Consider the following 20,828-nt stretch of genomic DNA (forward strand, 5'->3'; position numbering starts at 1 on the left):
CTGGTGAATCCACATGTTTCGCGGTAAAAACAACATTTGGTGCTGCCTCCACCTTAGTCTGGCATTGGCTGCGGCTTTGGCACATCCGAAGCGCACTGTGGGAATAGGCGGCACGGCGGCGTGGTTGGCACCTGTATCAGCAAGTGCTTCCGACCGTCAGGAGATGCCATAGTGCCAGCCGCCACGCTGACTGCAGCGCAGACTGCGCACGGGCCTGCGCTACACGTACGGGTGCCCGCCCGCACCGTAGACTGGTCAGTGATGAAGACTGATGCGCCGGAAGGCAGCCCCCACGTGGAAAACTTCGAACTCGACGTTGCCACCGAATCGGACGAGGCACGCAAACTGCGCTTTGAGCAGGACGCCATGCAGTACGTGGACCAGCTCTACTCCGCAGCCATGCGCATGGCACGGAACCCGTCAGACGCGGAGGACCTGGTGCAGGAGGCCTATACCAAGGCATTCTCCGCGTTCCACCAGTACCGGCCCGGGACCAACCTGAAGGCCTGGCTGTACCGCATCCTGACCAACACGTACATCAACCTCTACCGGAAGCGGCAGCGGGAGCCCCTGCAGGCCAACTCCGAAGGGGTGGAGGACTGGCAGCTGGCCCGGGCAGCCGAACACAGCTCCACCGGGCTGCGGTCCGCTGAAGCGGTGGCCCTGGACCACCTGCCCGATTCCGATGTCAAGGACGCCCTGCAGTCCATCCCGGAGGAGTTCCGGCTTGCCGTCTACTTCTCCGATGTGGAGGGCTTCGCGTACAAGGAAATTTCGGAAATCATGAACACGCCGATCGGCACCGTGATGTCCCGCCTTCACCGCGGACGCAAGATGCTCCGCGAACTCCTGGCGGAATACGCCCGTGAACGCGGCATCAAGGGCAAAGTGCCCGCAGCCGGACCCGGCGCATCAACTACGAAACAGGGGAATGAGCTATGAGCGATTGCCAGAGCCTGGGCGATTGCGAAGACGCCCGCATTGAACGGCTCTACGAGTACCTGGACGGTGCGCTGTCCCACGAGGACCTCGTGGAGATCAAGGAGCATCTGGACGGCTGTCCGGAATGCGCCCAGGAACACGACCTGGAGTGCGTGATCCGTTCCGTAGTCAAGCGCTCCTGTACCGAGGCGGCCCCCGAGACGCTGAAGGCCAGTATCCTCAGCCGCATCAGCCAGATCCAGACGGCCGACCACTAGGTACGCCAGGTCCAGGACTGCAGGTAAAAAGAACCCCCGGTACCAGCTGGTACCGGGGGTTCCCTGTGCCTGGCCCTGGGGGCCACGCGGCTCACCTGTCTTGCTTAGGTGTTGGGACGCTTACCGTGGTTAGCGCCGCCGCGCTTACGGTCACGACGCTTGCGTGCACGCTTGCTCATAGCTGCCTCCTTTGATTCCGAAAAGTTCTGCCCTCCAGTGTCCCACATGCCGCGCGTGCACGCCTAAACGGTGCGGGCCGCCGGAACACCCCTAGGATGGAGGGCACCGAACGAACAAGGGAGTGGCGCAGATGCGAGCGGTATATGCACAGACACAGTCCGGTGACGATCCGATTGGCGGCCTGCGGGTCGGAGAGGTGGAACGCCCCGAGCCGCCGGAGGGTTTCCGCCGGGTCCGGGTCAAAGCCTCGGCCCTGAACCACCATGACCTCTGGTCCCTCCAGGGCGTGGGCCTGCCTGCTGACCGGCTGCCGATGATCCTGGGCTGCGATGCGGCCGGGATCGACGACGACGGCAACGAGGTTATTGTCCATGCCGTTCTCTCCTCCCCGGGCTGGGAGGGCGATGAAACCCTGGATCCGCGGCGCAGCCTGCTGTCCGAGAAATATCCCGGTGCCATGGCCGACGAAGTGTGGGTACCGGAACGCAACCTGGTGCCGAAGCCGGCCGGGCTGAGTTTCGAGGAAGCAGCCTGCCTGCCCACGGCCTGGCTGACGGCCTACCGCATGCTGTTCACCGTCAATCCCGCTGCCCCGGGTTCCACCATCCTGGTCCAGGGTGCCGGGGGAGGGGTGGCCACCGCGCTGATCAGCCTCGCCTCTGCGGCAGGCTTCCGGGTGTGGGCTACCAGCCGGAGCGAGTCAAAGCGCGGGCATGCCCTGCGCCTGGGAGCGGAGCAGGTGTTCGACGCCGGCGCACGCCTGCCCGAGCGGGTGGACACGGTGTTCGACTCGGTGGGGGAAGCCACCTGGGCGCACTCGCTGAAGTCATTGAAGCCCGGCGGCGCCCTGGTGACCTGCGGCGCCACCAGCGGCCCCAATCCTCCGGCAGACCTGAACCGGGTGTTTTTCCTGCAGCTGAAGGTGCTGGGTTCGACCATGGGCACCCGCGAAGAACTGCAGCGCCTGGTGGCCTTCCTGGTCGCCACCGGGGTACGTCCGGAAATCGACTCCGTGCTTTCGTTGGAGGATGCCGAAAAGGGTTTCCGGAAAATGCAGGACGGCGACGTCATGGGGAAGATTGTCTTCCGCCACTGACGCCGCCGCCTGTGCTGGTTCCGGAGCCGCTTTGAACTAGTCGGCGCTGATGTACTTCTCTTCGCTGCCGGCCGCGAGCAGGGCGTTGCGCTGCTCGCGGCGGTAGGCCTGTTCTGCCGGGTCCGGCACCGGGGCCGCTGCCAGCAGGCGCCGCGTATACGGATCCTGCGGGTATTTCAGGACCTGTTCGGTGGAGCCCTGTTCCACCATGCGGCCCTTGTTCAGCACCGCAATGTGGCTGGCGAGGATTTCCACCACCGCCAGGTCGTGGCTGACGAACAGGCAGGCGAAGCCGTACTCGCGCTGCAGGTCCTGCAGCAGGGCCAGCACGCGCGCCTGCACGGACACGTCCAGGGCCGACGTCGGTTCGTCCGCCACCAGCAGCGACGGCCGCAGCGACAGCGCCCGGGCAATCCCCACGCGCTGGCGCTGGCCGCCGGAAAGCTCATGCGGGTACCGGTTGCGGAAGCTCTTGGGGAGCTGGACATCATCCAGCAGGTTCTCCACCCGCTTGTCCAACTCGGCCTTGGACAGTTTTTCATGGAGGAACAGCGGTTCGCCGATGCTTTCACCGATGGACATACGCGGGTTCAGCGACGCCGCCGGGTCCTGGAACACGATGGCGAACTTGCGTCGCAGCGGGCGCATCTTCTTTGGCGAAAGCCCGGCAATGTCGGTTCCGTTGATCCGCACGCTGCCTTCGGCCACGGGCAGCAGCCCGGTGACCGCGCGGCCGATGGTGGACTTGCCGGAGCCGGATTCGCCTACCAGGCCCATGACCTCACCGGGCATGATGGTGAAGGAAACATCGGACACGGCACGGAACGCCGGCTGGCGGAACCGTCCCGGGTACTCGATGGCGACGTTTTCCAGCTGGAGTGCCGGCATTTGCGACGACGTCGGTTCGGCCACCTCTTCGGAGGCGATCATGACGGAGCGCGGCGCTTCGGCGATCTGCAGCGACCCGTCGTCTTCCACCTCCACGGCGGCGAGGACGCCGCCCACCTTGGAGCCCAGGTGGGGTACGGCGTCGAGCAGTGCCTTGGTGTAGTCCTGCTGCGGGGCACTGAACAGATCGGCGGCGGAGGCTGCCTCCACGATCCGTCCGTTCTGCATCACCACGACGTTGTCCGCAAGGTCGGCCACCACCCCCATGTCGTGGGTGATCAGCAGGATGGCGCTGTTCAACCGTTTGTTAAGCTTGCGCAGCAGTTCCAGTACCTCGGCCTGCACGGTGACGTCCAGCGCGGTGGTGGGCTCGTCGGCAATCAGCAGGATCGGGTCATTGGCAATGGCAATGGCAATCATGGCCCGCTGCCGCTGTCCGCCGGAGAACTGGTGCGGGTAGTTCTCGTACCGGGTTTCCGGATCGGGGATTTCCACCATGCGCAGCAGTTCGATGGCACGTGCCCGGGCCTGCGACGGCGAGGCATCGGTGTGCTGCTCGATGATCTCCTTGATCTGTTCACCGACGGTCAGTACCGGGTTCAGGGCCGTCATCGGCTCCTGGAAGATCATGGCAATGTCATTGCCGCGGATCTTCCGCAGCGCCGACTGCGGGGCTCCGATCAGTTCCTTGCCCCGCAGCTTTGCGCTGCCGGTGGAGCGGCCGTTGCCGGGCAGCAGGCCCAACAGGGCCATGGAGGACATGCTCTTACCGGAACCGGACTCGCCCACAATCGCCAGGATTTCTCCCGGATACACGTTGTAATTGACGTCTTCGGCGGCCATGACCCATTCGTTGTCCACGTTGAAGTCGACGCCGAGCCCGCTGACCTCAAGGATGGCGGCTCCGGTGTCTGCAGCCGCGGTGTCGCTGTATACCGGTGTGGAGGTCATTGCTTGTTCCTTGTCTGTCGGGGATCAAACGCATCCCGGAGTCCGTCGCCGATGAAGTTCACGGCCAGGGCGATCGCCACGATGAAGACGCCCGGCCAGAGGAAGACCCACGGACGGGAGGTCATGGCGGACCTGTTCTCGTTGATCAGCTTGCCCAGCGAGGTGTCCGGATTCTGCACGCCCAGGCCCAGGAAGCCGAGGGCGGTTTCGAGCAGGATGGCACCGGAGATCGCCAGCGTGGCCGAGACGATGATGACGCCCACGGTGTTGGGCAGGATGTGCTTGAAGATGATCCGGCCGGAGGTGGCGCCTACCGACTTGGCCGCCTCTACGAATTCCTTCTCCCGCAGGGACAGGAACTCGCCGCGGACAATCCGGGCCAGGCCGGTCCAGGTCAACATGCCCAGGAAGATGGCAAACACCACAATGCCGGCTTTCGCCACGATGGTGGACAGCACGGCGGCCACCACCAGCAACGGGATAGTGATGATGACGTCGGTGAAGCGCATCAGCACCGCTTCGACCTTGCCTCGGTAGTAACCGGCAAGCGCACCGACCACGGTACCGATGACGGTGCCGACAATACCGACGATGAAGGCGATGATCAGCGAGATCTGCGCACCGCGCATGGTCATGGCGAAGTAGTCGCGGCCCAGGGCATCCTGTCCGAACGGATGCTCACCGAGCCCCGTCCAGGACAGGGTGGGCCTGCCCCCGTTGGAGGTAGCCAGCACCTCGGAGTAGCTGTGCTTCCACCAGCCCGGGATGTGGACCGAACCGATGTTGAGGCCGATGGAGGTGAACGCCAGCAGCACAATGAAGGCCAGGCCGATCATGCCGCCCATCGCGCCCTTGTGCCGGAAGAAACGTTCCCGGACCAGCTGTGACTGGCTCTTGGCCTCGGTGATTTTCGGTTCGGCGACGACCGCCTGCGAGGCGGGGGAGTCGGCCGTGACGGTGCGCTGGCTTTCCAGCGTCATGGCCGCCAGCTCCGGGCTGCTTTCCTTCGGTCCGTCCGCGGAAATCTTGTTATCTGTCATTGCTCTACCTATCAGTTCAGGCTGATGCGCGGGTCGAGGAACGCATAGGCGATGTCAGCCAGCATATTGAAGGTCACTGCGGCCACGGCCGTGACGAGGAAGAAGGCCATGATGACGTTCGGGTCCACGTTGTCCAGTCCGTCGGTGAACATCTTGCCCATGCCGTTCCAGCCGAAGACCGATTCAGTGACCACGGCGCCGCCGAGCACACCGGCAAAGTCGAAGGCCATGAGGGTGGTTATGGGGATCATGGCGTTGCGGAAGGCATGCTTGACCACCACGGTGCGCTCACTCAGGCCCTTTGCCCGTGCCGTGCGGATGTAGTCCTGCGTCATGACGTCCAGCTCGCTTGCCCTCGTGTAGCGGGTGTAGGTGGCAAATGAGATCAGCATGATGGCGATGGTCGGAAGCACCAGGTACAGCGCGTAATCCAGGTTCACTTCCCAGAAGGTGCCATCCAGGTTGGGAGTGGAGGAACCCGTGGTGGGGATGGGCCGCCCGCCGTTTTTGCGCGACAGCGAGGGGTAGGCGTGCAGGAGCGCGTCCAGGAAAACGATGAACCCGATCAGCAGGCCGACGACGGCGGTGAGCTGGCGGGCCTGCTTGGCGTAGGGGCCGCCGACGAAGTGTCCGATGGCAGCCGAGACCACCACGGTCACTACTGCCAGTCCCGAGATGGTCAGCCAGTTGGGATCTTCCATGACGGGCATGGTGACCAAGTAACCGGCAAAACCGGCTGCAGCCGTGGCGAGCGTTGCGTAGACCACCCGGCGGCGGCGGAACCCGGCGAAGAGCGCGGTGGCGCCCAGGGCAATGGCGAACGCACTGACGAGGATGCCCACCGGGCCGAAGCCCGGGGTCTTGAACCAGCCGGTCATCAGCAGCAGGAGCATGGTGACCGACGTTGCGACGGCGGCCACCGCGAATACCCGGAGCCGTCGGCGGCGGTCGCCGCCGATGACCACCATCCAGATGACGCCCGCTACCACGCCCAGGAGCGCTATGCCCAGATAGGACATGGTGGGGTTGGCGAGCCAGGTGTTCAGCCCGATGGCCAGGTACTGCTTGAGCAGGGTGGATAGCCAGAACAGCGGCATGGAGAAGAGGAGGAAAGCGACGAAAGTGATCGAGTAGTCGAACACGCTGTACTGGCGCAGGGCCGTCACGACGCCGATCAGGACACCCAGGAGGAGCGCGAGCACCGTTGCTACGACCACCAGGCGGAAAGTGGATCCGGCCGCGGCCTGCAGCTGGTCAATGACGGGGTTGCCCACGCGGTCCAGGCCCAACGTGCACTGTGCGCCGCCGGGGATGATGCACCGTCCGATTTCCTGCAGCCAGAGCAGGTAGCGGATGTGGATCGGCTCGTCCAGATGCATGGATTCGGTACGGGCGGCTATGCGGGATTCACGGTCTGCGTTGCGCAGCTCGGCGAGGTCGTGGAGGGGATCGCCGGAATTGACGGCCAGGACGAACATCAGGGCCGTTGCGGCCAAGAGGATAAAGAACGAGGTCACCGCTCTTTTGAGGATGAAATAGAACACCGGAGGCTCCTTGGGGTGGGACTGAAGGACGCCGTGGACACAAGCAGGGGGATGGGCAGATAAGGAATCTGCCCATCCCCGCTTATGCTGCGGCTAGCGTGATGGCGCTGCTAGGCCTGCTTTGTCCACTTGTAGGCATTCCAGGTGATGCCGTTCTGGCTCGGGTTCAGTTCCACGTTCTCCATCTTGGAGGAGTGGGCAACAACGCCGGAGTTCGCGTACAGGACCACGTTGTAGACCTCGGCGGCGAGGATTTCCTCAGCCTTGGTCTTCAGTTCCTTGACTTCTTCTGCGTCAGTGGAGCTGGCGATCTGGTCCCAGAGCTTGTCGAGCTCTTCGTTGGTGAACTTGCCGTAGTTCTGCTCGCCGTCGGAGACGTAGATGGACTGTGCGCTGGCAGCCAGGCCGGAGCCGGCCCAGGCGAACAGGATGGCGTCCCAGGCTCCGGGCTCGTTGAGCTTGGCGCTCCACTTGGGGTCCGGGGTGGGAACGATGTCAAAGCCGGCCTGGTCGCAGGAGTTCTTGATCAGGGTGACAATGTCAGCACGCAGCTGGCTGGTGGAGGAGTACATCAGGCGCACGGAGACCGGGGTGGTCTTGCCGGCGTCGGCCAGCAGCTTCTTGGCGCCTTCGATGTCCACTTCGTCGTACTCGCTGGCGGACGGTGCACCGGCGAGGACGTCTTCGTAGTCCTCCTGGCCCGGCTGGTACTCACGGAGGTTGTCGACCGTGGCGTTTTCGTCAATCGGCTTGGCGAACTTCTCGACGATGTCCTCGCGCGGTACGCACTTGGCGAAGGCCTGGCGGACAGCCAGATCCTTGAACACGCCGCTTTCGGACTGGTCCAGGTCAATGTGGCTGAACGTCAGTTCCGGGCCGGTCAGCATCTTGACGCTGTCACCGATGCCCTCGATGGAGGTCTTCGTGTCAACCGTTGGGCCGGACGGCTCGATGATGTCCACATCGCCGTTCTGGAGGGCCTGTACGGCTTCGGTGTCCTCGATGGCCTTGAAGACGATGTTCTCGGTCTTGCCCTTGCGCTCTTCGCCCCAGTAGTTCTCGTTGCGCTTGAGGGTCAGGGTGCCGTCCGTGGCGTTGTCCAGGACGTACGGGCCCGAGGACGGGATGAGTGCGGCGTCCGGCAGGGTGGTGAGGTCGGCTTCGTAGTTCCAGCCGGTGTTCCAGAACTCGGCCACAGGCGTGAGCGCTGCTGTGTCGCCGTCCTGGATGGCCTTGATCAGGGCCTCGCCGTTGTTTTCGGTGCTGAGTCCGCCCTGTTCCGCTGCAACGTGTGCAGGCATCATGGGGCCGATCATCATGGCTTCCCAGTCGGCGTAAGGAGTTTCGAAGACCATCTCGAATTCCTTGGAGCCGGCTTCGCCCTCGATCATCTTGGTCTGCGAGTAGCCGTTGGTGGAGGAGGGCTGGAAGATGTTTTCGCCGTCGGCGCCCAGGGTCTTGCCGGAGTAGGCAGCCCAGTTAAGCAGGACGTCGTCGAAGTCGATGGGGGTGCCGTCGGACCACTTGGCATCTTCGTTGATGGTGTACTTCACCGTCAGCGGGTCGTCGCTGGTCTTTTCGAACGTGCCGAACTCTTCGTCATGGATGACGCCGTTGGGGCTGTACTCCACGAAGTTGCTGTGCACGAGGTTGTCCACGTAGCTGTTGTACGAGCTGTTCGTGTTCGCCGTGCCGGAGTTGTAGGCGTCAGGTGCCTGGCTGATGGCAACGGTGATGGTCGAGGCGAGGTTTTCGGTTGCCTCGTTGCCGCCTTCGCTTTCGGTTCCGCCGCCGGCGGAGCCGCAGGCGCCCAGAAACAGGGCACCTACGGAGAGTGCGGCAAGAGCTGCCGTGCGCTTAGTACGCATCTGTAGTCCTAACTGGTGATGAGGAGTCAGGAACCACCAATGATGGCCCCCCAAGCGGCGAGTGAGAGCCGCCACATGTGGAGCAACATTAGCCACTAAATGTTTCCAGTGTGAGACAGGTTACGGGTCGTTAACTGATCGTTACCTGATCGACGCTGCTCGCGGGAATAAGTCGGGGAATGCAAAAAACCCTCCCGACAGGTGCCGGGAGGGTTTTCGCGTGCATACTGCCGGTATCCGGTCAGTTCATGTCGGGCAGGTCAAGCCACTGGTACCAGCCGCGGTGCAGTACAAGCCACGCCATCAGGCCGTAGCCGGCCTGGCCCGGCGTCCCGCCGTTGGCAGCCAGGTCAGCGCGCCACTGCTCATGGTTCAGCAGCGGGTTGAGGGTATCCACGTACATGTGCTTGCGCCGAGTCGTCACGTCGCCGAAGGCGGCGGACAGGTCGGCAAGTTTACGGTTCCGTTCCGGGTCAAGGCCCGGGGGAGGGCCGACGACGAAGACCTTGATGCTCATCTGTGCGGCACCGTCGAGGATGTTCGCCAGGTTCAGCCGGCTCCGGGCCGTGGTCAGTTCCAGGTCCAGGTCGCGGTCCGAGAGACCGATCACCAGGCGGTTTTCACAGCCGTCCTCAAACCGGCGTCCCGCTTCCGCGAGCCAGCGGTTGGCCAGCGCTTCGGTACCTTCGTTCGGTGCGGCCAGGCTGTAGGCCTGCAGGTTGACGTTTTCAGGCGATGTGCGGGCCAGGACACGTCCCAGCCAGCCGAGTGCCCGCGGATCCCCGTGTCCGGCCAGCAGCTCATCACCCACCGCAGCAAGCCGAATTCTGCGTTGTTCCACTAGTCACCTTCTCGAGTCAAAAAAACAGGGTGGGACGCCGAAGCGCCCCACCCCAAACCTAGCCTACTGACGTTCGAAGGCTTTCTTCACGAGGATGTCCTGTTCCACGGCGTGGCGCTTGGCCGAGCCGGTGGCGGTGGACGCCGACGCCGGCCGCGAGACCAGGCGCAGGCGGGAATCCAGGTACTGCGGCAGGTTCAGGCCGATGAAGGGCCACGGGCCCTGGTTGGCCGGCTCGTCCTGCGCCCAGACGATCTCCGCGTTCGGGTACTTGGCCACGGCGGCGCGGATCTCGTCGACCGGAAGCGGGTAAAGCTGTTCCACCCGGACAATGGCCGTCTTCTCGTCGTTGGTCTTCTGGCGGTTGGCCAGCAGATCGTAGTAGAGACGGCCCGAGACGAGCAGCACCCGGTCAACGGCATTTGCATCCAGTTCCGCGTGCTCCGGAATGACCGGCTGGAACTCGCCGTGCGTGAAGTCCTCCACCGAGGTTGCCGCGGCCTTGAGGCGCAGCAGCTGCTTCGGCGTGAAGACCACCAGGGGCTTCCGCGGGCGGCTGTAGGCCTGGCGGCGCAGCAGGTGGAAGTGCGAGGCACCCGTGGTCGGGTTCGCAACAATCATGTTGTCCTCGGCGCACATCTGCAGGAACCGCTCGATCCGTGCGGACGAGTGGTCCGGACCCTGGCCTTCGTAGCCGTGCGGCAGCATCAGTACCAGGGAGGACCGCTGGCCCCACTTCTGCTCTGCCGAGGAGATGAACTCGTCAATGATGGTCTGGGCACCGTTGACGAAGTCACCGAACTGGGCTTCCCAGAGCACCAGGGCATCCGGGCGTTCCACGGAGTAGCCGTATTCGAAGCCCATGGCCGCGAATTCCGAAAGCAGGGAATCGTAGATCCACAGCTTGGCCTGGTTCGGATCGAGCTCGGCGAGCGGCATCCACTCTTCGCCGGTCGCGCGGTCGTGGAAGACGGCGTGGCGCTGCGTGAAGGTGCCGCGGCGGGAGTCCTGCCCGGCGAGGCGTACGGGGACGCCTTCCATCAGCAGGGAACCGAAGGCTGCAATTTCGGCGAAGCCCCAGTCGATGTTGCCCTCGCGGGACATCTGCTCGCGCTTTTCCAGCAGGGACTTCAGCTTCGGGTGGACCGTGAAGCCTTCCGGCACGGCGACGTGCGCCTTGCCGATGTGGGCCAGGACCTCCGGGGAAACCGCCGTGCTGGCCGGCTTGATGATCGTGGTGCCTTCCTGCTGGGCGGCAGGACGCTCGAGGTCCGAAATCGCTTCCGTGTCCTTGGTGATCACCGGGATGGGCGAGGTCTGGGCTGCGTGCGTCTCAGCGAAGACACGCTCCAGGCGGCCCTGGTAGTCGCGCAGCGCCTGCTCGGCCTCGTCCTGGCTGATGTCGCCGCGTCCGATCAGGGACTCGGTGTACAGCTTGCGGACCGAACGCTTGGCTTCGATCAGGCTGTACATCATCGGCTGGGTCATCGAGGGATCGTCGCCCTCGTTGTGGCCGCGGCGGCGGTAGCAGACCATGTCGATGACAACGTCCTTGTGGAAGCGCTGGCGGTACTCATAGGCCAGCTGGCCCACCCGGACCACTGCTTCCGGATCGTCTCCGTTGACGTGGAAGATGGGCGCCTGGACCATCTTCGCGACGTCGGTGGAGTACACCGAGGAGCGGGAAGAGGTGGGGGCGGTGGTGAAGCCCACCTGGTTGTTGACCACCACGTGGATGGTGCCGCCGGTGCGGTAGCCGCGGAGCTGGGAGAGGTTCAGCGTTTCCGCCACCACGCCCTGTCCGGCGAAGGCCGCGTCGCCGTGCACGAGGATCGGCAGGACGGGGAATTCGTCCCCCTTGTCCAGCCGGTCCTGCTTGGCCCGGACAATGCCCTCGAGGACGGAGTCGCCGGCTTCGAGGTGGGACGGGTTGGCGGCGAGGTAGACCTTGGTCTCGTTGCCGTTGTCGGAGGTGAAGGTGCCCTCGGTGCCGAGGTGGTACTTCACGTCGCCCGAACCCTGGACGCTGCGCGGATCCTGGGTGCCCTCGAATTCGCGGAAGACCTGGGCATAGGTCTTGCCGGCGATGTTGGTCAGCACGTTCAGGCGGCCGCGGTGGGCCATGCCGATGCCGACCTCTTCGAGGCCGTCGTCGGCAGCACCGGAGATCACGGCGTCCAGCAGCGGAATCAGGGATTCGCCGCCTTCCAGGGAGAAGCGCTTCTGGCCAACGAACTTGGTCTGCAGGAACGTCTCGAAGGCCTCCGCCGCGTTGAGCTTGCTGAGGATGCGCAGCTGCTCTTCGCGGGTGGGCTTGGTGTACTTGGTTTCCAGGCGGTCCTGGAACCACTGGCGCTCTTCGGGGTCCTGGATGTGCATGTACTCGATGCCGGCCGTGCGGCAGTACGCGTCACGCAGCACGCCCAGGATCTTGCGCAGCTTGAGCATCGGCTTGCCGCCGAAGCCGCCCGTGGGCCACTCGCGGTCCAGGTCCCACAGCGTCAGGCCGTGGTTGAGGATGTCCAGGTCCGCATGCCGGCGCTGCACGTATTCCAGCGGGTTGGTGTCGGCCATCAGGTGGCCGCGTACCCGGTAGGAGTGGATGAGCTGCTGGATGCGGGCAACCTTGTTGATCTGCTCGTCCGGGTTGACCTGGATGTCAGGGCTCCAGCGGACCGGCTCGTACGGAATCCGCAGGGATTCGAAGATCTCGTCGTAGAAGCCCTGCTCGCCCAGCAGGAGCTGGTGGATGATGCGCAGGAACTCGCCGCTGCCGGCACCCTGGATGACGCGGTGGTCATAGGTGGAGGTCAGGGTGATGATCTTGCTGATCGCGTTGCGGGCAAGGATCTTCTCGTTCGCGCCCTGGAACTCCGCCGGGTACTCAAGGGCACCGGCACCGATGATGGCGGCCTGGCCCTTGGAAAGGCGCGGCACGGAGTGCACGGTGCCGATTCCGCCGGGGTTGGTCAGGGAGATGGTGGTGCCCTTGTAGTCGTCCGCGCCGAGCTTGCCGGCCCGGGCGCGCTTGACCAGGTCTTCGTAGGCGTGCCAGAACTCCGAGAAGTTCAGGGTTTCGGCCTTCTTGATGTTCGGGACCACCAGCAGGCGGGTGCCGTCCGGCTTGGGCATGTCGATGGCCAGGCCGAAGTTCACATGCGCGGGCTGGACGGCAACGGGCTTGCCGTCCACTTCGTCGTAGTGCACGTTCATGGACGGGAACTGCGCAGCGGCTCGGATGATGGCGTAGCCCAGCAGGTGCGTGAAGGACACCTTGCCGCCGCGGGCGCGTTCCAGGTGGCTGTTGATGACAATCCGGTTGTCAATGAGCAGCTTCGCCGGAATGGCGCGGACCGTGGTGGCCGTGGGAACACTCAGGCTCAGGTCCATGTTGGTGGCGATGGCCTTGGCCGGACCGCGCAGGACGGTGACCTTGTCCTCTTCCGCAGCGGCGTCGCTGGGCTGGGTCTTCGGCAGCTGTGCGGGAATGGGAGCAGCCTTGGGGGCTTCGGCCTTCGGGGCTTCAACAGCCTTGGCCGGTTCCTTGGCAACCGGGGGCTTTCCCGACTGCTGCGTTGCAGCGGGGGACTCGCCGGATGCCTTGGGTGCGTTGGGGGCGGTGGACTCCGCCTTGACTACCGGAAGCTGCCGGGTCACCGGGTTGGCGCCGAGCTCGGACGGAGCGCCTGCACCGTTGGAGCCGTTGCCCGACTTGGCGTCTTCAGCCTTGAAGGATTCGAAAATGCTCCACCACTTTTTGTCAACGGATTCCTTGTTCGACAAGTACTGTTCGTACAGTTCGTCGACAAGCCACTCGTTGCCCCCGAATTCCTCCGGCAGGCGGTGGTTGGATTGGTCTGGCACTAGATATACGCCTCTTCCATGAGTTGCCGTTTGCCCTGATGGCACCATGAAATCTGAGCGGTTCCGCCTCAAGACTTGCTGGTGCGGCCCGGTGCGCAGTGACCGAGACTTCATGCCAGTCTAGTGACATATCCGAAGATGTGGCCAATCCCGCAGGGTTGTGTGAACCACTACCGCCCGTATCGGCGGGACAACGGCGGGACAACAGCCGGCCGGGCGGCTGAATGAGGCGAAGGGAAGCACCTGTGGCGGGGGAAGGGTAAACCTGTAAACTGGATCTTCTATGGACAGTTTCTCTAGGCGCCGGCCTGCGTCCCGGACTGCGGTTGCCGCAGCCGGTACGCCCCGAGCCGGCAAAGCCCGCACACGTTCACTGCAGCACTCATCTGCTGCTTCCCATTCGCCTGCCGCTTCTTCGGAGCCTTCCAGTCCGGCTTCAGCCGACCACCCTCCGTCTGAATCTTCCACTGCGGCAGAGCCCTCTAATAAAGGGGCAGCCGGCCGCAGCCCCCTCTCCTTGAGTCCGCTCCTCCCCGGGGCGGTGGCCTGACATGGAATGGCTGTACCTGCTCTTTGGCGTACTGCTTATCCTGGGCACCGGCTTCTTCGTGGCGGTGGAATTCGCCCTGGTCGCGCTGGACCAGCCGTCCGTCCGCCGGGCCGTGGAAAACGGCGACAAGGCCGCCGAACCGCTGCTGCGCTGCCTGACCACGCTGTCCACCCAGCTCTCCAGCTGCCAGCTGGGCATCACCCTGACCACCCTGCTGACAGGTTTCGTGATGGAACCTTCGGTGGGTCGGCTGTTGGAGCCCCCGCTGGCCGCCGTCGGACTTCCCCCGCTGGCCGTCGATTCGGTGTCGGTGACCGTGGCCATGATCCTGGCGACCTTCCTGTCCATGCTGCTGGGGGAGCTGATCCCCAAGAACATGTCCATTGCCATGCCCTTCCGCATCGGCAAGGCGCTGGCCCGCCCGCAGCTGGCCTTCACCGTGGTGTTCAAGCCCGCGGTGCTGCTGCTTAACGGCTTCGCCAACCGGATCCTGCACCTCTTCGGCCTGGAGGCCAAGGAAGAGGTGTCCGGTGCCCGGACTCCGGCGGAACTGTCCTCCATGGCCCGACGCTCCGCGGAAATGGGCACCCTGGACAAGGACACCGCCGCGTTCCTGTCCCGTACCTTTTCCTTTGCAGGCCGCACGGCGGCCGACGTCATGACGCCCCGCATCCGGCTGGAGACCATAGATGCCGAGCAGCCCGTAGCGGACGTGATCGACGCGGCCCGCCGCACCGGCTACTCCCGGTTCCCGGTGCTGGGGGATTCCCCGGACGATATCCGCGGCGTCGTGCACGTCAAGAAGGCCGTGGCCGTTCCCCGCAGCCGCCGGGCAACCCTGCCCGCAGCGGCCATCATGAGCGAGATCCTGCGCGTTCCCGAAACCGTGCACCTGGACTCCCTGCTTTCCGAACTGCGCAACGCGAACCTGCAGCTGGCCGTGGTGCTGGACGAATACGGCGGAACCGCCGGCGTCGCCACACTTGAAGACCTGGTTGAGGAGATTGTCGGCGAGGTGTCCGACGAGCATGACAAGGCCAAGCCCGGCGTGCTCCAAAGCGCCTCCGGGGCCTGGTACTTCCCGGGGATCATGCGTCCGGACGAGGTCTCCGCCCTGGTTCCCCTGCTGCGGATGCCCGACGAGGCCGGCTATGAAACGGTGGGCGGCTACATCATGGCCGAGCTGGGCCGCATCGCCGAGGCCGGCGACCGGGTGCCGGTGCCCGGCGGCCTGCTGGAAGTTGAACGGATGGATGGCCGCCGGATTGACCGGGTGAGCTTTATCCCCGGCACCGACGACGACGGCGAACACACCGAACATGTTGCGGACGAAGACAAGGCCGGTGCCCGTGAAGCGGACCGCCAGGCACGCAAGGAAGGTATCCGATGAGTGACCTGGCGGGAATCTTCTGGCTGGTTGTCCTGCTGCTGGGCAACGCCTTCTTTGTCGGCGGCGAATTTGCGGTGATGTCCGCCCGGCGCAGCCAGATCGAGCCTTACGCGGAGGCTGGCAGCAAACGGGCCAAAACCACGCTGTGGGCCATGGAGCACGTGTCGCTGATGCTTGCCTGTGCACAGCTGGGCATCACTGTCTGCTCCCTGCTGATCCTCTCCGTGGCCGAGCCGGCCATCCACCACCTGCTCTCGACGCCGCTGGAGGCAGTGGGCCTGCCCGTGGAAGCGGCCGACGGCGCCGGGTTCCTGGTGGCACTGCTGCTGGTCACCTTCCTGCATGTGACCATCGGCGAAATGGTACCGAAGAACATTTCGGTATCCGTGGCGGACCGCGCCGTGCTGCTGCTGGCGCCGCCGCTGGTGTTCATTTCCAAGCTGGTGCGTCCGGTGATCGCCACGCTGAACTGGCTGGCCAACCATGCGCTGCGCCTGATGGGCATCACGCCGAAGGACGAAGTGGCCTCGGCCTTCACCCTGGAGGAAATGCAGTCCATCGTGGAGGAGTCCACCAAGCTGGGGACGGTGGCGGACAACTCCGGCATCATCTCCGGTGCGCTGGAATTCTCCGGGCAGACCGCCGGCACGGTTATGGTGCCGCTGGATGAACTGGTGACGCTGCGGACCGATTCCACCCCTGCCGAATTCGAGCGGGCCGTGGGCCGCACCGGCTTCTCGCGCTTTGTCCTGGTGGACGAAGCCGGGAACCTGACCGGGTACATGCACCTGAAGGACATCATGTCCATCCCGCTCGAGGCCTACGAACGGCCGATCACCGAGAACAAGGTCCGGACCCTGGCGAACCTGCGGCTTGATGACGAGATTGAGGACGCGCTGGCCGTGATGCAGCGGACCGGCTCGCACCTGGCCCGCGTGCTGGATCGGGACGGAAACACCCGGGGCGTGCTGTTCCTGGAGGACATCATCGAGCAGCTCATCGGCGAGATCCGCGACGCCACGCAGGCCCAGGGATTCCGGCGGACGGGGGAGAGCCTGGCCTAGATGCGAATGATTCGCGTTTAGGTTATGCTGGGAGGGCTCCGGCGGCATGCCGGGGCCCACCTGCTTTTAAGTACTGCCGGTTCACCGGACTGCCGGCCCGTCCGCTCGTGACGGGCCGCCGGTCCGGTCGCCGCCCATTCATCAATCACTGCCTATCAGGGACACAGAACCTTATGCGCCGCTTCCCCGCCCGCCTGGCCGGAACACTGCTTGCCGCAACCGCACTGGTGCTCGCCGGTTGCTCCGCGAACACCGACGACGACGGCGGCGGCAGCGACGGGAAGATCAACGTGGTGGCATCCACCGATGTCTACGGCAACATCCTGGAGACCGTGGGCGGAGACAACGTGGACGTGACCGCCCTGATTGACCGGCCCAGCCAGGATCCGCACTCCTACGAAGCGACCGCCAGGGACCAGCTGGCCGTCTCCAAGGCGGACGTGGTGGTGCTCAACGGCGGCGGATACGACACGTTCCTGGAGAAGCTCGCAGCGGATGAAGGTATCCCGGACATCCTCAACGCGGTGGAGATATCCGGCCTCGAAGAGGACGCCGACGGCCACGCCGATGAGCAGGATCACGCCGGCGAAGAAGAGGACGGCGGGCACTCCCACGACGGGCACAGCCACGGCTCGTTCAACGAGCATGTCTGGTACAGCCCGGAGGCCATGGCGCTGCTGGCCGAAGCTGCCGCCGAGCGCCTGTCCGAACTGGACCCCGGCAACGCCGACACCTTCCGCGGCAACGCCGCCGGTTTCGCCGAGGGCATCGAAGAGATCAACTCATCCCTGGCCGCGCTGCGGCAGGCAGGCGAAGGCCGCGACGTCGCCCTCACCGAGCCGGTGCCCGATTACCTGGTGGAGGCCGCGGGACTGCACAACGCCACGCCGTCGGACTTCACCGAGGCCGTGGAGGAAGGCGCGGATGTGCCGCCCCAGGTGCTCAAACAGATGCAGGATCTGGTCACGGGCGGATCCATCGCCTTCCTCGGCTACAACGAACAGACCTCCACCTCCCAGACCGAAGCGGTGCGTGATGCCGCGGAGGCCGCAGGCGTCCCCGTGCTCAACTTCTCCGAAACGCTGCCTGAAGGCCAGGACTACCTGCAGTGGATGGCAGCAAACACGGATGCCATGGAAAGCGTGCTGAAGTGAAGCCGCCCTCCGAGCCGGTAGTACGGCTGCGCGACGCCGGACTTACCTTCGGGAACCGCACGCTGTGGAAGAACCTTGACCTCGACATCCATGCAGGGGAGTTCCTGGCGGTCCTGGGCCCCAACGGGTCCGGGAAAACCAGTTTCCTCAAAGTCCTCCTGGGGCTGCAGCCGCTCACCGGCGGGACCCTGACCATCAACGGCCGGAACGTACACCGCGGCAGCAAGGACATCGGCTACATTCCGCAGCAGAAGTCCTTCAGCCCCGGCACGCCGCTGCGCGGCCGGGACCTGGTGGGACTGGGCGTGGACGGCGACCGCTGGGGACTGCGGCTGCGCCGTGCCCCCGTGCGGCGGAAGGTGGACCGGCTGCTGGAGCAGGTGGGCGCCCTGTCCTACGCGGACGAACCGGTGGGGCGCCTCTCCGGCGGTGAACTGCAGCGGCTGCGGGCAGCCCAGGCGCTGGCCACCAACCCGGACCTGCTGCTGTGCGACGAGCCGCTGCTCTCCCTGGACCTGCATCACCAGCAGGCGATCAGCTCCCTGATTGAGCGGCGCTGCCATGAGGAAGGCTCCGCCGTCGTTTTTGTGACGCACGAGATCAACCCGGTCATCGAGTACGTGGACCGCGTGCTGTACCTGGCCGGCGGCCAGTTCCGCACCGGCACGCCGGCGGAAGTACTGTGCAGCGACGTCCTGTCCGAAATGTACGGCAGCCGGGTCGAGGTGCTGCGCAGCCACGGACGCATTGTGGTCCTGGGTATTCCGGACGCCACCACCCACCACCACGGAGAAAGCGAGGGGGACCTTGGACCTGCGTAGCTTCTTCGACGCGGTTTTCGATTTCAGCGACTACGGCGAGCTGCTGCCCCTGGTGCAGAACTCCATCTGGGCCGCCGCCATTCTCGGCCTGGTCGGGGGACTGATCGGCACCTTCGTACTGATGCGGGACCTGGCCTTCGCCGTCCACGGCATAGCCGAGCTTTCCTTCGCAGGGGCGTCCTTTGCCCTGCTGATCGGGGTCAACGTGGTGGTCGGATCGCTGGCCGGGTCCGTGGCCGCGGCAGTGCTGCTGGCCGTGATGGGCCTGCGCGCCCGGGACCGGAACTCGATCATCGGTGTGATCATGCCCTTCGGGCTGGGCCTGGGCATCCTGTTCCTAGGCCTCTACGAGGGGCGGTCCGCCAACAAGTTCGGGCTGCTGACCGGCCAGATCGTTGCCGTGGACACCGTCCAGTTGAACCTCCTGGCCGGCGTGGCCGCGGTGGTGGTTGCGGCACTGCTGTTCATCTGGCGCCCGCTGACCTTCGCCAGCGCCGATCCTGACCTTGCCGAGGCACGCGGAGTGCCGGTGCGGGTGCTGTCCATCGTGTTTATGTTCCTGCTGGGCCTGGCCGTGGCACTGTCCATCCAGGTGGTGGGTGCGCTGCTGGTGCTCTCCCTGCTGATCACCCCTGCGGCGGCGGCCCTGCTGGTCACGTCCTCGCCCCGGCTGGTGGTATTCCTGAGCGTGGCCTTTGCCCTGGTCTCCTCGGTGGGCGGCATCCTGCTGGCACTGGGCGGGCGGATTCCGATCAGCCCCTACGTCACCACGGTGTCCTTTGTGATCTATCTGGTCTGCCGGGTGATCCGGCGGCTGCGCGGCGGGCCCCGGCGGCGGGAGCTGAGCCGCAATCCGGCCACTGCGGGGGCCTGACGCCGGTCCCCGGTCCGGCTAGTCCCTGCGGGCGCTGCATTCCGGGCACAGCCCAAAGACCTCCACGGTGTGCGCCACCTCGGTGAAGCCGTGCTTGGCGCCCAGGCCCGCGGCCCATGTCTCGACCGCGGGTGCCTCAACCTCCACGGCCTTGCCGCACTCGCGGCAGACCAGGTGATGGTGGTGGTGCCCGACGGCGCAGCGGCGGTAGAGGGCCTCGCCGTCGCCGGTGCGCAGGACATCCACCAGGTTCTCATCCGCCATGGACTGCAGGATCCGGTAGGCCGTGGCCAGCGAGATCCGCTCGCCGCGGTCCTGCAGCAGGCGGAAAAGTTCCTGGGTGCTGACAAAGTCATCCAGCTCGTCCAGGGTACGGCCCACGGCCAGGCGCTGGCGGGTCACGCGCGTTTCCGGTGCCCGCTTGGACGTCCGGGAGGTCTCGGGTGACACGGCGGTTCCTCCAAGCTGATAGGTCAGGCGAACCAACAGATTATCAGCCGGACCCGGACATCGTTCTGCCTGCCCCGTTCCCGCCGGAGTAGGGTGGCGCTATGAAAATGACCAAGTTCACGCACTCCTGTGTCCGTTTCGAGCAGGGCGGAAACGTCCTGGTGCTGGACCCCGGCACGTTTTCGGAAGTCGATGAGGCCCTCGACGGCGCCAACGCCATCCTGGTCACCCACGAGCACGCGGACCACCTGGACCGGGATCGGGTGTTCGCCCGGATGCGGCAGCAGCCCGGCCTGGAGCTGTTCGCGCCGAAGTCCCTGGCGGATGCACTGCGCAGCGAGGCAGCCGGCTTGGCCGGCCGCATCCACGACGTGGAACCCAATGCTGCGTTCACCATTGCCGGCTTCGGCATCCAGTCCTTCGGCGGGCAGCACGCACTGATCCATCCCCTGATCCCCATGGTGGCGAACATCGGTTACCTGGTGGAGGGCCGGGTCTATCATCCCGGCGATTCCTTTGTGGTCCCCAACGGCTTGCGCCCCCGCACCGTCCTGGTGCCGCTGCACGCACCGTGGTCCAAGGTCGGCGAAGTCCTCGACTTCGTCATCGCCACCGGCGCCGAGCGTGCCTATCCCATCCACGATGCCCTCCTGAATGACACCGGTCTGGGCATGGTCGAAGGGCACGTGACCCGGTTCGGCAAGACCTATGGCACCGAATACCGGCATCTCTCCGCCGGGGAAAGCGTGGACCTGTAGTGGATGTACTGGTTTCCGTGCCCGACCTGCAGCAGGCCCTGGCCTCCCGGCGCCCGCCGGTCCTGTTGGATGTCCGCTGGGTCCTCGGCGCCGACGACGGCCGGGAGAAGTACCTGCAGGAACACCTTCCGGGAGCGGTCTACGTGGACATGGACACCGAACTCTCGGCCCCGCCCGTCCCCGCACAGGGACGGCACCCGCTGCCGGACCCGGCGTCGTTCGCCGAAGCGGCGCGCCGCTGGGGACTGAACCCCGGGGACTCCGTGGTGGTGTACGACGACGCCGCCGGCACGTCC

The 20,828-nt window shown here is 65.2% G+C and carries 18 protein-coding genes; 10 read left to right on the forward strand and 8 right to left on the reverse strand.

Going from position 1 to position 20,828, the window contains the following annotated elements:
- Positions 1 to 261 precede the first annotated feature (261 nt).
- Together AC5RUF_RS06775 and rsrA are read left to right on the forward strand one after the other, a co-directional pair.
- Entirely contained in the window at positions 262 to 942 is a 681-nt protein-coding gene (locus AC5RUF_RS06775) for a sigma-70 family RNA polymerase sigma factor (RefSeq protein WP_493996119.1), read from the forward strand.
- On the forward strand, positions 939 to 1,199 hold the full coding sequence (gene rsrA / locus AC5RUF_RS06780) for a mycothiol system anti-sigma-R factor (protein ID WP_493996118.1): 261 nt from the start codon (positions 939 to 941) through the stop codon (positions 1,197 to 1,199). Before AC5RUF_RS06775 ends, rsrA begins: the two co-directional genes overlap by 4 nt.
- A gap of 104 nt (positions 1,200 to 1,303) precedes the next feature.
- On the opposite strand, the gene AC5RUF_RS06785 is transcribed toward rsrA, so the two are convergent.
- Positions 1,304 to 1,378 (reverse strand): 50S ribosomal protein bL37, encoded by a 75-nt coding sequence (locus AC5RUF_RS06785; RefSeq protein ID WP_369299106.1) that lies wholly within the window; start codon positions 1,376 to 1,378, stop codon positions 1,304 to 1,306.
- A gap of 131 nt (positions 1,379 to 1,509) precedes the next feature.
- Here AC5RUF_RS06785 and AC5RUF_RS06790 point away from each other — a divergent pair, with 131 nt between their 5' ends.
- The gene (locus AC5RUF_RS06790) at positions 1,510 to 2,475 is read left to right on the forward strand and encodes a zinc-binding dehydrogenase (protein WP_494130069.1); all 966 of its coding nucleotides are present in this window, start codon (positions 1,510 to 1,512) and stop codon (positions 2,473 to 2,475) included.
- A 36-nt stretch (positions 2,476 to 2,511) separates the two neighbouring features.
- Here the strand turns inward: AC5RUF_RS06790 and AC5RUF_RS06795 are convergent, their stop codons facing one another.
- The 6 genes from AC5RUF_RS06795 to AC5RUF_RS06820 form a co-directional block, all read right to left on the reverse strand.
- Positions 2,512 to 4,314: an ABC transporter ATP-binding protein gene (locus tag AC5RUF_RS06795; RefSeq protein WP_493996116.1), complete on the reverse strand. Its 1,803-nt coding sequence runs from the start codon at positions 4,312 to 4,314 to the stop codon at positions 2,512 to 2,514.
- Positions 4,311 to 5,354: an ABC transporter permease gene (locus tag AC5RUF_RS06800; RefSeq protein WP_493996115.1), complete on the reverse strand. Its 1,044-nt coding sequence runs from the start codon at positions 5,352 to 5,354 to the stop codon at positions 4,311 to 4,313. Before AC5RUF_RS06800 ends, AC5RUF_RS06795 begins: the two co-directional genes overlap by 4 nt.
- Positions 5,355 to 5,365: 11 nt before the next feature.
- Positions 5,366 to 6,898 (reverse strand): ABC transporter permease, encoded by a 1,533-nt coding sequence (locus AC5RUF_RS06805; RefSeq protein ID WP_494130070.1) that lies wholly within the window; start codon positions 6,896 to 6,898, stop codon positions 5,366 to 5,368.
- Positions 6,899 to 7,008: 110 nt separating this feature from the next.
- A complete protein-coding gene (locus tag AC5RUF_RS06810) occupies positions 7,009 to 8,766 on the reverse strand; it encodes an ABC transporter family substrate-binding protein (protein WP_494130071.1) in 1,758 nt (585 codons plus the stop codon).
- Between the two features lie 241 nt (positions 8,767 to 9,007).
- Positions 9,008 to 9,607 (reverse strand): GDSL-type esterase/lipase family protein, encoded by a 600-nt coding sequence (locus AC5RUF_RS06815; protein WP_493996112.1) that lies wholly within the window; start codon positions 9,605 to 9,607, stop codon positions 9,008 to 9,010.
- 63 nt (positions 9,608 to 9,670) lie between these two features.
- A complete protein-coding gene (locus AC5RUF_RS06820; protein WP_494130072.1) occupies positions 9,671 to 13,471 on the reverse strand; it encodes a multifunctional oxoglutarate decarboxylase/oxoglutarate dehydrogenase thiamine pyrophosphate-binding subunit/dihydrolipoyllysine-residue succinyltransferase subunit in 3,801 nt (1,266 codons plus the stop codon).
- A 551-nt stretch (positions 13,472 to 14,022) separates the two neighbouring features.
- On the opposite strand from AC5RUF_RS06820, the gene AC5RUF_RS06825 reads away from it, so the two are divergent.
- The 5 genes from AC5RUF_RS06825 to AC5RUF_RS06845 all read left to right on the forward strand — a co-directional run bounded on the left by AC5RUF_RS06825 (position 14,023) and on the right by AC5RUF_RS06845 (position 19,324).
- A complete protein-coding gene (locus AC5RUF_RS06825) occupies positions 14,023 to 15,411 on the forward strand; it encodes a hemolysin family protein (protein WP_493996110.1) in 1,389 nt (462 codons plus the stop codon).
- Positions 15,408 to 16,475, forward strand: coding sequence for a hemolysin family protein (locus tag AC5RUF_RS06830; protein WP_494130073.1), 1,068 nt, complete (start codon positions 15,408 to 15,410; stop codon positions 16,473 to 16,475). Before AC5RUF_RS06825 ends, AC5RUF_RS06830 begins: the two co-directional genes overlap by 4 nt.
- 173 nt (positions 16,476 to 16,648) lie before the next feature.
- Positions 16,649 to 17,629: a metal ABC transporter solute-binding protein, Zn/Mn family gene (locus AC5RUF_RS06835; protein WP_494130074.1), complete on the forward strand. Its 981-nt coding sequence runs from the start codon at positions 16,649 to 16,651 to the stop codon at positions 17,627 to 17,629.
- Complete coding sequence (locus AC5RUF_RS06840) at positions 17,626 to 18,450, forward strand: metal ABC transporter ATP-binding protein (protein ID WP_494130075.1); 825 nt, start codon at positions 17,626 to 17,628, stop codon at positions 18,448 to 18,450. Before AC5RUF_RS06835 ends, AC5RUF_RS06840 begins: the two co-directional genes overlap by 4 nt.
- The gene (locus AC5RUF_RS06845) at positions 18,437 to 19,324 is read left to right on the forward strand and encodes a metal ABC transporter permease (protein ID WP_494130076.1); all 888 of its coding nucleotides are present in this window, start codon (positions 18,437 to 18,439) and stop codon (positions 19,322 to 19,324) included. The genes AC5RUF_RS06840 and AC5RUF_RS06845 overlap by 14 nt, the downstream gene beginning before the upstream one ends.
- Before the next feature lie 18 nt (positions 19,325 to 19,342).
- Here AC5RUF_RS06845 and AC5RUF_RS06850 read toward each other — a convergent pair whose 3' ends face one another.
- The gene (locus tag AC5RUF_RS06850; protein ID WP_493998823.1) at positions 19,343 to 19,774 is read right to left on the reverse strand and encodes a Fur family transcriptional regulator; all 432 of its coding nucleotides are present in this window, start codon (positions 19,772 to 19,774) and stop codon (positions 19,343 to 19,345) included.
- A gap of 101 nt (positions 19,775 to 19,875) precedes the next feature.
- Between AC5RUF_RS06850 and AC5RUF_RS06855 the strand changes: the two genes are divergently transcribed.
- Complete coding sequence (locus AC5RUF_RS06855) at positions 19,876 to 20,532, forward strand: MBL fold metallo-hydrolase (protein ID WP_494130077.1); 657 nt, start codon at positions 19,876 to 19,878, stop codon at positions 20,530 to 20,532.
- The coding region (locus tag AC5RUF_RS06860) for a sulfurtransferase (protein ID WP_494130078.1) at positions 20,532 to 20,828 on the forward strand (297 nt) is incomplete at its 3' end. The genes AC5RUF_RS06855 and AC5RUF_RS06860, both read left to right, overlap by 1 nt.

The organism is Arthrobacter sp. Y3224198, assembly GCF_059090025.1.